The organism is Stenotrophomonas sp. NPDC077461, from assembly GCF_049545475.1.
Taxonomy (GTDB): domain Bacteria; phylum Pseudomonadota; class Gammaproteobacteria; order Xanthomonadales; family Xanthomonadaceae; genus Stenotrophomonas; species Stenotrophomonas nematodicola.
The window spans coordinates 290,335-303,553 of record NZ_JBMWDO010000006.1; the positions used below are offsets into that span (position 1 = coordinate 290,335).

Annotated in this window: 10 protein-coding genes; 6 read left to right on the forward strand and 4 right to left on the reverse strand. The window is 68.6% G+C overall.

The features are described 5' to 3' along the window. The first annotated feature begins 13 nt into the window (after positions 1 to 13). Entirely contained in the window at positions 14 to 3,385 is a 3,372-nt protein-coding gene (locus ACPEH8_RS13015; protein WP_017354735.1) for an ATP-binding protein, read from the forward strand. A gap of 79 nt (positions 3,386 to 3,464) precedes the next feature. On the opposite strand, the gene ACPEH8_RS13020 is transcribed toward ACPEH8_RS13015, so the two are convergent. Continuing rightward, positions 3,465 to 4,241, reverse strand: a complete 777-nt coding sequence (locus ACPEH8_RS13020; protein WP_136006881.1) for a sulfite exporter TauE/SafE family protein — start codon at positions 4,239 to 4,241, stop codon at positions 3,465 to 3,467. A 130-nt stretch (positions 4,242 to 4,371) separates the two neighbouring features. Here ACPEH8_RS13020 and ACPEH8_RS13025 point away from each other — a divergent pair, with 130 nt between their 5' ends. Beyond that, on the forward strand, positions 4,372 to 4,761 hold the full coding sequence (locus ACPEH8_RS13025; RefSeq protein ID WP_017354733.1) for a YchJ family metal-binding protein: 390 nt from the start codon (positions 4,372 to 4,374) through the stop codon (positions 4,759 to 4,761). On the opposite strand, the gene ACPEH8_RS13030 is transcribed toward ACPEH8_RS13025, so the two are convergent. Continuing rightward, positions 4,740 to 6,047, reverse strand: a complete 1,308-nt coding sequence (locus ACPEH8_RS13030; protein ID WP_153165506.1) for a GGDEF domain-containing protein — start codon at positions 6,045 to 6,047, stop codon at positions 4,740 to 4,742. The genes ACPEH8_RS13025 and ACPEH8_RS13030 overlap by 22 nt on opposite strands. A 170-nt stretch (positions 6,048 to 6,217) precedes the next feature. On the opposite strand from ACPEH8_RS13030, the gene egtB reads away from it, so the two are divergent. The 4 genes from egtB (at position 6,218) to ACPEH8_RS13050 (ending at position 11,510) form a co-directional block, all read left to right on the forward strand. Further along, positions 6,218 to 7,501 carry an ergothioneine biosynthesis protein EgtB gene (gene egtB, locus ACPEH8_RS13035; protein WP_423667008.1) on the forward strand — a complete coding sequence of 428 codons (1,284 nt, stop codon included), beginning with the start codon at positions 6,218 to 6,220 and terminating at the stop codon, positions 7,499 to 7,501. Beyond that, positions 7,498 to 8,472 (forward strand): L-histidine N(alpha)-methyltransferase, encoded by a 975-nt coding sequence (gene egtD, locus ACPEH8_RS13040; protein WP_287255307.1) that lies wholly within the window; start codon positions 7,498 to 7,500, stop codon positions 8,470 to 8,472. The genes egtB and egtD overlap by 4 nt, the downstream gene beginning before the upstream one ends. An 87-nt stretch (positions 8,473 to 8,559) precedes the next feature. Beyond that, a complete protein-coding gene (locus ACPEH8_RS13045; RefSeq protein ID WP_423667023.1) occupies positions 8,560 to 10,707 on the forward strand; it encodes a lytic murein transglycosylase in 2,148 nt (715 codons plus the stop codon). A gap of 56 nt (positions 10,708 to 10,763) precedes the next feature. Continuing rightward, positions 10,764 to 11,510 (forward strand): GYF domain-containing protein, encoded by a 747-nt coding sequence (locus ACPEH8_RS13050; RefSeq protein WP_262071975.1) that lies wholly within the window; start codon positions 10,764 to 10,766, stop codon positions 11,508 to 11,510. A gap of 6 nt (positions 11,511 to 11,516) precedes the next feature. Here ACPEH8_RS13050 and ACPEH8_RS13055 read toward each other — a convergent pair whose 3' ends face one another. Together ACPEH8_RS13055 and ACPEH8_RS13060 are read right to left on the reverse strand one after the other, a co-directional pair. Then, the gene (locus ACPEH8_RS13055; protein ID WP_026070633.1) at positions 11,517 to 12,707 is read right to left on the reverse strand and encodes a benzoate/H(+) symporter BenE family transporter; all 1,191 of its coding nucleotides are present in this window, start codon (positions 12,705 to 12,707) and stop codon (positions 11,517 to 11,519) included. A 32-nt stretch (positions 12,708 to 12,739) separates the two neighbouring features. Continuing rightward, the coding region (locus ACPEH8_RS13060; RefSeq protein ID WP_423667011.1) for a hypothetical protein at positions 12,740 to 13,219 on the reverse strand (480 nt) is incomplete at its 5' end.

Here is a 13,219-nt window from a genome sequence, read left to right on the forward strand (position 1 = left end):
CCACCGATAACGCATGGCCATTTCCAAGCACACCCCCGCCCTGTTCAATGACGGGCTGCCCGATCCGCGGCTGCAGCAGTTCCGCATGCGGCGCCTGCAGGTGCACAACTGGGGCACCTTCAACGGCCTGACCGAAGTGCCGATCGCCGAGCGCGGTTTCCTGTTCGTGGGCCGGTCCGGCTCGGGCAAGTCGACCTTGCTCGATGCCATGTCGGCGATGCTGGTGCCGCCGTCGATCGTCGACTTCAACGCCGCCGCGCGCGAAGCCGAACGCAGTGGCCGCGACCGCAATCTGGTGTCCTACGTGCGTGGCGCGTGGGCCGACCAGCAGGACCGCGGCACCGGTGAAATCGCCACGCAGTACCTGCGCAAGGGCGCCACCTGGACCGCCCTGGTGCTGGAATACCGCGCCGGTGATGGCCGCGTGGTCAGCCTGGTGCGCCTGTTCTGGATCGCCGGCAACGGCGCCGCCGCCGCCGACGTGCGCAAGCACTACCTGATCGCCGAACGGCCGTTCGACATCGCCAAGGACCTGGGGGGCTTCGACCTGGACCTGCGCAAGCTCAAGCAGCGCCTGGGCGACGTGCACCACTTCGACAGCTTCACCGGCTATGCCGAACGCTTCCGCCACCTGCTCGGCATCGACAACGACATGGCGCTGCGGCTGCTGCACAAGACGCAGTCGGCCAAGAACCTGGGCGATCTGAACGTCTTCCTGCGCGATTTCATGCTGGATACGCCGCGGACTTTTGATGCCGCCGAGCGCCTGGTCAGCGACTTCGCCGAGCTGGACGGCGCCCACAAGTCAGTCGTCACCGCCCGGCGCCAGGTCGAAACCCTCCTGCCGGCACGTGCCCTGTACGCCGAGCTGAAGGCCATGAACCTGCAGCGTGCCGATGAGGAAACGCTCAAGCTCGGCCTGGACAGCTTCCGCGAATCGCGTCTGCAGCAGCTGCTGGAAAAGCGCCTGCAGGCCATCGACGTGCGCCACCGCGGGCTGCTGGGAGAAGAAACCCAGCGCCGCCAGGCGCTGGCGAACCACGAGGAGCACCTGGCCGGCCTGGAACTCCAACGTCGCCAGCAGGGCGGCGAGCGCATCGAGGAGCTGGAACGCGAGCATGGCCGCGCCCAGGCCGAGCGCGACCGGCGCCAGGCCAAGCGCGGGCAGGCGCAGCAGGCAGCCGAAGCGCTGCAGGCCGTCGTGCCCGATGACGCCCACGGCTTCGCACAGCTGATCGCCCGCGCACAGGCTGAGCTGGACAATCGCCAGCAGGCGGCGGCCGCGCTGGACGATGCCATCACCGAACGCCTGGCCGGCAAGCAGGACGACACCCGCCGCTTCGGCGAGGTCCGCGCCGAACTGGAGGCGATGGAGCGCAATCCGTCGAGCATCCCCGCGCCACTGCAGAAGCTGCGCAGCCGACTGGCCGAGGAAACCGGCGTGCCCGAGGCGGCGCTGCCGTTTGTGGGCGAACTGATCCAGGTCCGCCAGGAGCAGGGCGCCTGGCAGGGCGCGATCGAGCGCGTGCTGTTCGGCTTCGCGCAGTCGCTGCTGGTGGAAGACAAGCACTACAACGAGGTCAACGCATGGGTGAACCGCACCCAGCTTGGCATGCGGCTTACCTATTACCGGGTGCGCCGCAACGACGACGCGATCGCCCGCGAGCCCTCCGCGCGCTCGCTGCTGCACAAGCTGGAGTTCCGCGACAGCGTGTTCGAGCCGTGGCTGCGCCGTGAACTGGGCAAGCGCTACGACTACGAGTGCGTGGACGCGAAGCAGCTGCGTGATGTGGACCGTGGCATTTCCCGCGAAGGCCAGGTCAAGCATCCGGGCGACCGGTTTGAAAAGGACGACCGCAACGCCATCAGCGACCGCCGGCGCTGGCTGCTCGGCTTCAGCAACAGCGACAAGCTGGCGCTGTTCCGCAAGGAAGCGCAGGCGCTGGCGCAGCGCATCGCCGAATGCGACGAGGATATCGCGCGGCTGCGCAGCCAGCGCGACCGCGACAACGACCGCCGCCTGGCCTGCAACCAGCTGGTCAACTTCGTGTGGGAGGAAGTGGACGTCGCCACGGCACTCCAGCGCCTGGACGACATCGCCTCCTCGCTGCGCGAACTGAAGGAAGGCAACGCCGATCTGGCCCGCCTGGCGCAGCAGATCGACCAGGCCCGCGCGGACATCGCGCAGGCCCGCCGCACCTACGAAGACACCCGCGTCGAACTCATCCAGCTCTCCCGCGAACGCGACAAGCTCGATGCCCAGCGCCAGCGCAGCCGCGCCCTGGTACTGCCGGCGCTCGGCGCCACGCAGGAAGCAGGGCTGCAGCAGCGCCTGGACCTGCTGGGTGGGCTCAGCCTGGAAACCCTCGAAGCGCACATGCGCGAGATCAGCAAGGGCATCAACGAAAGCCTGGCCGCCTCGCAGCACGAGGTGCATCGTGTCGAGACCCAACTGGTGGCCTGCTTCCGGCGCTTCGCCCAGGCGTGGCCGGAGGAATCGGGCGACTTCACCGCGTCGGTCGCCTCGGCCGACGACTTTCTGGCCCGCCTGCAGCGCCTGGAGCGCGACGGCCTGCCGCAGCACGAAGAGCGTTTCTTCGACCTGCTGCAGAACCAGAGCAAGAACAACCTGCTGGCCCTTCAGCGGCACAGTGCCGAGGCCCGCAAGTCGATCGGCCAGCGCCTGGACGAGGTCAACGCCTCGCTGGAGCAGGTGCCCTTCAACCGCGGGACCCTGCTGACCATCGAACTCAGTGACCGCCGCCTGCCGGAAGTGCTGGAGTTCCACCAGCAGCTGCGTGAAGTGCTCTCGCACCACCAGACCGAAGAGCGCGAGGTGGCCGAGGCACAGTTCGCCGTCCTGCGTGAGCTGGTCAAACGCCTTGGTTCACAGGAGGGCGAGGACCGGCGCTGGCGCGAGAACGTGCTCGACGTGCGCCTGCACGTGGAGTTCATCGGCGTCGAGCTGGACGCGGCCACCCGCCAGCAGGTGGAGATCTACCGCAGTGGCGCCGGCAAGTCCGGTGGCCAGCGGCAGAAGCTGGCCACCACCTGCCTGGCGGCCGCGCTGCGCTACCAGCTGGGTGGTGCCGAGAGCCAACTGCCCAGCTATGCCGCCGTGGTCCTGGACGAAGCATTCGACAAGGCCGACAACGAGTTCACCGCCCTGGCGATGAACATCTTCGAGAACTTCGGCTTCCAGATGGTGGTGGCCACGCCGCTGAAGTCGGTGATGACGCTGGAGCCGTTCATCGGCGGCGCCTGCTTCGTCGAGATCAGCGGCCGCCACGACTCCGGCGTGCTGCTGATCGAGTACGACGAAGAGGCCAAGCGGCTGAAGCTGCCCGAACGCAGCCGCCAGCAGGACGCCGAACCGGTCGCCTGACCGGCCGGCCACGCCCGCGCACCCCGGGGAGAGCCGACCGATGGGAGGCTCCAACCGGGCGGCGCCCCGCGCGACGGGGTTATCCGCCGAAGGTATCCCAGCCCATCCGGGCGATCAGCACCACTACCAGGCCGACGAACAGCTTGCGGATGAACGGCGTGCCGCCGCGCAGCGCCAGCCGCGTGCCGACCACCGAGCCGACGATGTTGGCGGCGGCCATCGGCACCGCGAACAGCCACAGGATGTTGCCGGTGGGCACGAAGAACGAAATGGCCGCCAGGTTGGTGGCCAGATTGACCACCTTCGACGCGGCCGAAGCGCGCAGAAAGTCCAGCCCGAAGAAGCGCACGAACAGGAAGATCAGGAAGCTGCCGGTGCCCGGTCCGAAGAAGCCGTCGTAGAAGCCGATCACCGCGCCGATGGCCAGTGCGGCGGCCAGCTCCCTGCGGCCGATCTCGCGCGGCCGGTGCAGTGCGCCGAAGTCCTTCTTCCACAATGTATAGCCCAGCATCGCCACCAGCAGCACCAGCACCAGCGGGCGCACCGCATCCTTGGGCAGCAGGCTGACCGCTGTGGCCCCGGCAAACGAAAACACGAAGGCGGTGCCTGCCGCGAACAGCACCGGTCGCCACGGGAAGCGCACATTGCGCGCATAACGCACGGCCGCGGCCGCGGTGCCGAACATTGAACTGAACTTGTTGGTGCCAAACAGCATCGCCGGTGTCTGCTGCGGCAGCACCGTGAACAGGCCCGGCAGCTGCACCAGCCCGCCGCCACCGACGGCGGCATCGACCAGACCGGCGATGAAGGCAATCGCCACCAACCACAACAATTCAGGGGGAACCAGCTCGAACACGGCAGGGCATCGTGGCGTAAAGCGCGCCAGCATACGCCCGGCAGGACCCCGCAGGTAGAGCCGGTCGTTGGTCGGCAGCTCACCGGCGATGACGGTGGTCGACGCAACAGCGTCGCGTCACAATGTCCGCATGACCCATTCCGACCCCTGTCCCTGCGGCCGACCACTGGCGTATGCCGCCTGCTGCGGCCGCGTCCACGCCGGTGAGGCCGCAGCGGATGCCGAAGCGCTGATGCGCTCGCGCTACAGCGCCTATGTAAAGCAGTTGCCGGACTACCTGCTTGCCAGCTGGCACCCCGATACCCGCCCCCCCACGTTGTCGCTGGACGACGCGGACGGCCAACGCACCCGCTGGTTGGGCCTGACCGTCCACGAGCACACCGTATCGGACCCGGACCACGCCCGGGTACGTTTCACCGCACGCTACAAGGTGGGTGGCGGCAGCGCGGTCAAGATGCTCGAACACAGCCGTTTCGTCCGCGAGGACGGCCGCTGGTACTACCTCGACGCGCTGCCCTGAGCCGCCTCGCTGCTGCGTACCGCCACGGGGCGCTGCTGGCCGTGCGCGCGCACGCAATTGCGGCCGGCGTCCTTGGCCGCATACAGCGCCTGGTCGGCGGCCTTGATCACGGCCTGCGGGCTGTCGCCAACGCGGCTGTCGGCCACGCCGATGCTGACCGTCACCTGCACCACTTCGCCACCGCCGCCACGGCCGCGCTGCAGGCGGCCCACCGCGTCGTCGCGGGTCCGCGCCGCGCGGTCGCGCAGTGTCATGCGGGCGTCTTCCACCGTCGCCCGGATCGCCTCCACCGCTGCCACGCAGGCCGGGGCAGTGCGGTCCAGGAACACCAGCGCGAATTCTTCGCCGCCGTAGCGGAAGGCCCGCCCGCCGCCGCCCACACCTGCCAGCCGCGCCGCGACCAGCCGCAGCACGTCATCGCCGATGTCATGGCCGTGGGTGTCATTGAAGCGCTTGAAGTGGTCCACATCGACCATCGCGATCGTGTACGTGGCGCCCACGCGCTGCAGGCATTCGTTCAGCGCCCGCCGGCCGGGCAGGCCGGTCAGCTCGTCGCGGAAGGCCATGTGGAACGATTCCTGCACCATCGCCGATACCAGTGCCAGCAGCGCCACGCTGGTCAGCGCGGGCAGCAGCGCCGGCGACAGGAAGATCCGCGGCAGCATCGCCCACACTGCCAGCAGCGCCAGCAGCATCGCGGTATGCAGGGCGCGTGGTGCGCGCACGGCCTGCACCGACAGCGTGATCGCAGCGACCACGAAGGCCAGCGTCGGCAGTTGCGCCAGTCGGCTCAAGCCGGTCGGCAGCCACGCCCAATGGCGGTTGGACAGCAGATCGTGCATGCCCTGCGGCCCCTGCGCGGCCAACAGCGCGAAGATGCCCAACGCCAGGCCGCTCAGCACCGCGCGCAGCAGCAGGTCCTGGCGCAGGCGTCCGCGCTCGGGCCAGAGTCCATGCAGCACAAACAGAACGGGCAACCACAACGCGACCGCATGGAAGGTCAGCGGCGTGGTGGCAGAGACCACGCCATCGCGCAGGAAGCCGGCCACCAGACCGTGCAGCAACGCGAAGGCCAGCGCGATCGCCAGCAGCAGGCACAGCGCCCGCACGCGGTTGTAGACCAGGGCCACGCCCACGCCAAGGCAGGTCAGCAGCAGGGGCAGCAGGCGGTGCACCGGGCTGCCGACCTCCTGCGCCGGGGTGGCCGACCACAGCACCAGCCCGGCAAGCACGGCGGGCAGTACGAACAGATAGTGGCTGGGCTGGCGTAGCAGGTGATTCCGCAAGGACGGTTCCACAGAGCGGGCCGGCGCGCCGTGGCTGCATCGTGCAAACCGGACCACACAGGCGATGGTCCTCCCGGTAGCGGCCGATGCGCATTCAACTTGAGCTGCGTAACGCGGCGTGAGCCGTGCCATGACGTTGCGCTCACCCGCGCTGTTCGATCCTGATCGCGATGAATACCGCCGTCGCCCCATCGCCGCCGACCACCGACCCATTGGCCGCGGCACTGGCCACCCGCTACGCCGGCATCCGTGCCCGCAGCGTCGCGCTGGCCGCACCGCTCAGCGCCGAAGATGCGATGGTGCAGAGCATGCCGGACGCCAGCCCGACCAAGTGGCACCTGGCCCACACCACCTGGTTCTTCGAGCGCTTTGTGCTGGCCAACCGCCCGGGCTATGCGCCGTTCAACCCCGACTGGCACTACCTGTTCAACAGCTACTACCAGAGCATCGGCCCGGCGCACGCGCGCCCGCAGCGCGGCCTGCTCTCGCGCCCGTCGCTGCAGGAGGTGCTGCACTACCGTGCCGAGGTCGACCAGCAGGTGATCGCTCTGGTGCAGGCCGGTGTGCTCGATGCCACCACACACCATCAGCTGCTGCTCGGCCTGCAGCACGAACAACAGCATCAGGAGCTGCTGCTGACCGACATCAAGCACGCGCTGTGGTGCAACCCGCTGCAACCGGCCTACCGTGATGATCTCGCCTGTTCGCCCAGCACGGCCGTGCCGCTGCGCTGGCAGGAAAGCCCCGAGCAGATCGTGGAGATCGGCGCCCCGGCATGGCCAGCCCACGCCGGGTTCGCCTACGACAATGAGTCGCCCGTGCACCGGGTGCTGGTGCCCGCACACGCGCTGGCCAACCGGCCGGTGAGCAACGACGAGTACCGCCAGTTCGTGGCGGCCGGTGGCTATCGCGAGCCGGCGCACTGGATGAGCGAGGGCTGGGCGCTGTGCCAGGCCGAGCACTGGCAGCATCCGCTGTATTGGGACGATGCCCTGCAGCGCGAGTTCACCCTGGGCGGCTGGCGTGCGCTCGACCCGCACGCGCCGGTCTGCCACCTCAGTTATTACGAAGCCGATGCCTACGCGCGCTGGCGGAGCCTGCGCCTGCCCACCGAGTTCGAATGGGAGGCCGCCGCCGCAGGTCAGCCGGTCGACGGTCACTTCGCCGACGCCGATCGACTGCACCCTGCCGGCGGCCGCGAGGCCCCGCTGCAGCAGCTGTTCGGTGATGTCTGGGAATGGACCAGCAGCGCATATGGCGCCTATCCCGGCTTCCGCCCCTTCGCGGGCCATCTCGGCGAATACAACGGTAAATTCATGAACGGTCAATGGATCCTGCGCGGCGGCAGCTGCGCCACACCGGCCGGACACGTCCGCGCCAGTTACCGCAACTTCTTCGCCCCCTCGGCGCGCTGGCAGTTCGCCGGCCTGCGCCTGGCCCGGGACGCCGCATGAGCACGGTCAGCGACGCACTCGAAGCGCTCACCGACCTGCAGCCCGACCGCGCCCGCATCACCGCCGATATCGTGCAGGGCCTCTCCATCCGGCCGCGCCAGTTGCCGTCCAAGTACTTCTACGACGCCCGTGGCTCGGCGCTGTTCGAGCAGATCACCCGCCAGCCCGAGTACTACCCGACACGCACCGAGCTGAAACTGCTGCAGGACTGCGCGCACGACATCGCCAAGGTGGTCGGCCCGCGCCTGCATGTGGTCGAGCTGGGCAGCGGCAGCGGCCGCAAGACCGAACTGCTGCTGCACGCGCTCACCGATCCGGTCGCCTATACCCCGATCGAAATCTCGCGTGCCGCCCTGCTGGCCAGCATCACGCGGCTTGCCCAGGCCTTGCCGGACATCGAGATGCTGCCGGTCTGCGCCGACTTCACCCGCCCGGTGCAGGTGCCGGCGCCGCAGCGCCCGCCGGCCCGTCGGCTGCTGTTCTTCCCCGGCTCCACGCTGGGCAATTTCGCCCACGCCGATGCCGTGGCGCTGCTGCGGGCCATGCGCCAGACAATGGGCGCTGATGGCCTGGCCCTGATCGGCATCGACCTGCACAAGGACCCGGTGCTGATCGAATCGGCCTACAACGATGCCGCGGGTGTCACCGCCGACTTCACCCTCAACCTGCTGCGCCGGCTCAACCGCGAGATCGGCAGCGACTTCGACCTCGACGGCTTCCGCCACCGGGCCCGTTACAGCGTGCCGCGCCTGCGCATCGAGACCGAACTGGTCAGCACCCGCGCCCAGACCGTGCACGTCGACGGCCGTGCGTTCGACTTCGCCGACGGCGAGGCGATGACGGTCGAGTACAGCCACAAGTACACCGATGCGTCATTTGCGTCATTGGTCGCCGAGGCCGGCCTGCGCGCGAGCGCGGCGTGGAACGCGTTTGAGCCGGCCTTCGGCCTGCGACTGCTGCAGCCGGCTTGAACTGCGCGCGCACCGTTATGATGCAGGTCCACTTGGCTGCAAGGATTTCCGCCAATGAGGCTCTACACCGGCTGGCTGCTGGGCGCGATGTGCCTGGCCAGCGCCTCGGTTGCCGCCGCGCCGCAGGACGATCTGGACCGCTGCCTGGCCACACTGGAACCGCAGGCGCTCAAACAGGGCATCAGCGCTGACGGATTCACACGCCTCACCGCCGGTCTCACCCCGGACCTGAGCGTGTTGCCGCTCCTGGATGCCCAGCCCGAGTTCACCACGCCGCTGTGGGACTACCTCGCCGCGCTGGTGGACACCCAGCGCGTGGACGATGGCCGTGCGCGTCTCTCCCTGCATCACGATCTGCTCGCCACGGTATCGGCGCAGTACGGTGTCGATCCCGCCACCATCGTGGCCGTGTGGGGGGTGGAAAGCGACTACGGTCGCGTCTTCGGCAAGCGCCCGCTGCTGCAGTCGCTGGCCACGCTGTCCTGCAACGGCCGTCGGCAACCGTTCTTCCGCGGCGAGCTGCTGGCCCTGCTCAGGCTGCTCGACGCCGGTGAGCTCCAGGCAGAGGGACTCACCGGCTCCTGGGCCGGTGCGTTCGGGCATACCCAGTTCATGCCGTCCACCTACGCTCGCATCGCGGTGGACGGTGATGGCGACGGTCGCCGCGATCTGGTCGCCAGCATCCCCGATGCCCTGGCCTCCACCGCCAACTACCTGGCCAAGGCCGGCTGGCGGACCGGCCAGCCCTGGGGCCTGGAGGTCAAACTCCCGACCGGCTTCAACGCATCGCTGGCCGGCCGCACCCAGCGCAAGCCACTGGCCGCCTGGCGCGCGCTGGGCATCGTCCCCGTGGCCGGCGGCGCGCTTGCCCCGGACGGCCTGCCCGCCGACAGCAACGCCGCCCTGCTGCTGCCGACCGGCGCCACGGGACCGGCCTGGCTGGTGTTCCGCAACTACGACGCGATCTACGCCTACAACGCCGCAGAGAGCTATGCCCTGGCCATCGCCACCCTGTCCGACCGTCTGCGCGGCGGGCCGGGCATCGTCGCGGCCTGGCCCACTGACGATCCCGGCATCGGCCGCAGCGAGCGCCGTGAGCTGCAGACCCTGCTGCTCGCACGTGGCCACGACATCGGCGCCGCCGATGGCATGATCGGCACCGCCACCCGCCGCGCCATCCAGATCGAACAGCAGCGCCTGGGCTGGACCACCACCGACGGCCGCGCCGGCCAACGCATCCTCACTGCATTGCGCAGTGCGCCTCCCATTCCGATCCCTTCGACCACCACCATGCCCGCATCCACTGTGTTCACCCTCCCGCCCAACCACGCCCGCCTGGTGCAGTCTCCGGCCGGCCCTGGCGCCGCCCTGCCCAAGGTCGAGGGCCTGAGCCTGGGCACCGTGCAGGGCTTCCCCGTCTGGAAGGTGGACACCCCGTTTGCCAGCGCCGCCATATCGGTGTTCGGCGGGCAACTGCTGTCCTATGTTCCCAAGGGCGGCCAGGATCTCCTGTGGCTGTCACCCAGCGCGCAGCCGATGCCCACCCCGATCCGGGGCGGCAGCCCGGTGTGCTGGCCGTACTTCGGCCGCCAGGGGCAGGGCACCGATGTGCCCTCGCATGGGTTCGTGCGCAACGTGGCGTGGACGCTCAAAGAGGCGCGCCGCGAAGCCGACGGCACCCTACTGCTCACCTTGACCCCGCCGCCGCTGGACAACCTGGCGCTGCGCCTGACCATGCAGTTGCGCATCGGCCGCACGCTGGAGCAGCGCCTGATCACCGAGAACAGCGGCAGCCAGCCGGTCAGCTTCACCCAGGCCCTGCACAATTACTTCCGGGTGGACGACGCCACGGCCGTGGACGTGCAGGGGCTGGATGGCCTCACCTATCTGGACAAGTTCGAGAACTACGCCACCCCGCGCGTGCAGCAGGGCGACTGGAACCTGCGCGACCCGCGCGATCCCGGCCGCAGCGACCGCATCTATACCGGCGCTGGCGGCCGCTACGTGCTCAAGGACCCCGGGCTGAAGCGGCGCATCGAAATCACCACCCAGGGCAGCCGCTCGCTGGTGGCCTGGAACCCGGGCCAGGCGGGGGCGGCAGGCATGGCCGACGTCGGGGCAGGCTGGCGCAACTATGTGTGTCTGGAGGCCGCCAACGCCGGTCCGGATGTCATCACCCTGCCGGCCGGCGCCAGCCACACGCTCACCCAGACCTTCCGCGTGCTGCCCCTGTAATCCCCCAGCCGACGCCCGGACGGGCGAACCGGTGCTTCTCCCTCCAGGAACGAGTCATGTCCGATACCCCGTGGTACTACGCCGATCACCAGCAACAGCGGCAGGGACCGCTGCCCGCTGTGCAGCTCCAGCACCTGCTGGGGCAGGGCCAGATCACCGCCGACACCCTGGTCTGGCGGCAAGGCATGCCGCAATGGGAGCCCCTGCACAGCGTGGCCGAGCTGGCGATGACCGCGCCGACGCCGGTCGAGCCGTCCCAGGATCCCTATGCTGCGCCGGCATCTGCCGTCGATGCCCGCGCCATGCCGGCGCACGCACCACTGGTGGACGGGCAGCAGGCGTATGCCGCCTTCGTCGGCAGCAACTTCCCGGTATACCGCCGCAAATGGCGGCTGGACCTGGCGCCCGACGGTCAGGCGGCCAGCGCCACCGCCTGGAGCTGGCCGGCCTTCCTGTTCGGCGCGTTCTGGATGTTGTATCGCCGCATGTACGCGCAGGCCGCCATGTGGATCGGCGCGCTCACCGTCCTGTCCATTCTGGAAACCCTGGCCGGGGCCAGCGACAGCGTATCGCTGGTGGTCACCGTGGCGACCAGCGTCGCGGCCGGTTCCGTGGGCAATTACCTGTATCTGCGGCATGCCCAGCGGATGATCGCGTTGGCCCAGGCACGTCATCCCGGTGACGCGACGGCCCAGCACGCCGCACTGGCTGGCCTGGGCGGCACCCGCTGGTCGGCGGTGTTCGTTGGCATGGCCATTTATGTGGTGCTGATCGGCGCGTTGACCTTCCTGCTGGATCCCTGATCCGGCTCAGCCGCGCGCTGCGGACGGCCGCAGCACCAGCAAGCAGATACCCCCGGCCACCAGTCCCCAGAAGGCCGAACCGATGCCGGCCAATGACAGCCCCGACGCGGTGACCAGGAACGTCACCAGGGCCGCTTCGCGGTCGGCCTCCTCCCGCAGCGCCATCGACAGGCTGTTGGCGATCGTGCCGAACAGGGCAATGCCGGCCACGCAGGCCACCAGCTCCTTGGGGAAGGCCGCGAACACCGCCGCCACCGTCGCACCGAACAGGCCCACCAGAATATAGAAGCCGCCGGCGGCCACCGCGGCGGTGTACCGGCGCGCGGGATCCTCATGCGCCTCCCGGCCCATGCAGATCGCGGCGGTGATCGCCGCCAGGTTGAGTCCGTAAGCACCGAAGGGCGCCAGCAGCGTGTTCACCACGCCGATCCAGCCGATCACCGGCGACACCGGTGTGTCGTAGCCGGATGCGCGGATGACGGCCACGCCGGGGATGTTCTGCGAAGCCATCGTCACCACGAACAGGGGCAGCGCAACGCCGATCACCGCCGCCCACGACAACGTGGGCCAGGTGAACACCGGCGTGGCCAGTTGCAGGCGGACATCCTGCAACTGCAGCAGTCCTTGGCCGGCAGCCACGGCAATACCCACGCCCAGCGTGGCGATCACGGCATAGCGCGGGAACAGCCGGCGCCCGATCAACCAGGTGGCGAACATGGCCAGTGCCATGCCCAGCTGCGTCTGCATGGACACGAACACATCCAGCCCAAAGCGCAGCAGTACACCGGCCAGCATGCCTGCGGCCAACGCCATCGGTACCCGCTGCATCAGCCGCGCGAAGATCCCCGAGAAGCCGGCGATCATGCCCAGCACCGCTGCCAGCACAAAGGCACCGATCGCATCGCTGTAGCCCACCGCACCGGCACCGACCACCAGCATGGCCGCGCCTGGCGTCGACCATGCTGTCACCACGGGCACGCGGTAGCGCAGCGACAGGCCAATACAGGTGATGCCCATGCCCAGTCCAAGCGCCCACATCCACGAGGCGATCTGCGCCTGCGATGCGCCCATAGCGCGCGCGGCCTGGAACACGATCACCGCCGAGCTGGCAAAGCCCACCAACACCGTAATGAAGCCGGCCATCACCGCAGGCAACGACATATCGCGCAACAACGAACGCTTGGCTACCGCAGACATCGCATGCATCCCTGACGACAAGACATGCATTGTTAGCAAGCCTGCGGCAGCACGCGCAACGCGCGTGCTGCCGCGGCTGCAGATGAGCAGCACGCATTGATGACGCGTCGATGAAAAAGATCGAAGAAAAGCCTTGACGAATTTTCAGAAGTCTTTAGTATTCGCTCCCTCGCTGCGACGCGGTCTTCACCCCGGTGAACACCCAACCAAGGCGGCGGCAACATCCTTCGAAAGAAGGTGTTGACGGAAACGAAAAGCCTGACATAATAGGCGGCTCGCTTCGACGAAAAGACCTCCGGGTCGCACGACGAAGCAGCATCGGCAACAACGTCCACTTCGGTGAGACGGCCTTGAAAAAAGGTGTTGACGAGGCGGAAAAGCCGGCTATAATGGGCGGCTCGCAACGACGGAAACGTCGGGCACACGGAGGAAGGCGCTGAGGCCGACTCCAAGGTTCTTTGACAGTATGCGCAGGTATCTTGTGAAGGCGCCTGCAGGAAGGATGATTTGTC

Bases quoted from the DNA above. Each gene is read 5' to 3' on its own strand.
- ACPEH8_RS13015 (WP_017354735.1), top strand. From the start codon at position 14: ATGGCCATTTCCAAGCACACCCCCGCCCTGTTCAATGACGGGCTGCCC.
- ACPEH8_RS13025 (WP_017354733.1), top strand. From the start codon at position 4,372: ATGACCCATTCCGACCCCTGTCCCTGCGGCCGACCACTGGCGTATGCC.
- egtB (WP_423667008.1), top strand. From the start codon at position 6,218: ATGAATACCGCCGTCGCCCCATCGCCGCCGACCACCGACCCATTGGCC.
- egtD (WP_287255307.1), top strand. From the start codon at position 7,498: ATGAGCACGGTCAGCGACGCACTCGAAGCGCTCACCGACCTGCAGCCC.
- ACPEH8_RS13045 (WP_423667023.1), top strand. From the start codon at position 8,560: ATGTGCCTGGCCAGCGCCTCGGTTGCCGCCGCGCCGCAGGACGATCTG.
- ACPEH8_RS13050 (WP_262071975.1), top strand. From the start codon at position 10,764: ATGTCCGATACCCCGTGGTACTACGCCGATCACCAGCAACAGCGGCAG.
- ACPEH8_RS13055 (WP_026070633.1), bottom strand. From the start codon at position 12,707: ATGTCTGCGGTAGCCAAGCGTTCGTTGTTGCGCGATATGTCGTTGCCT.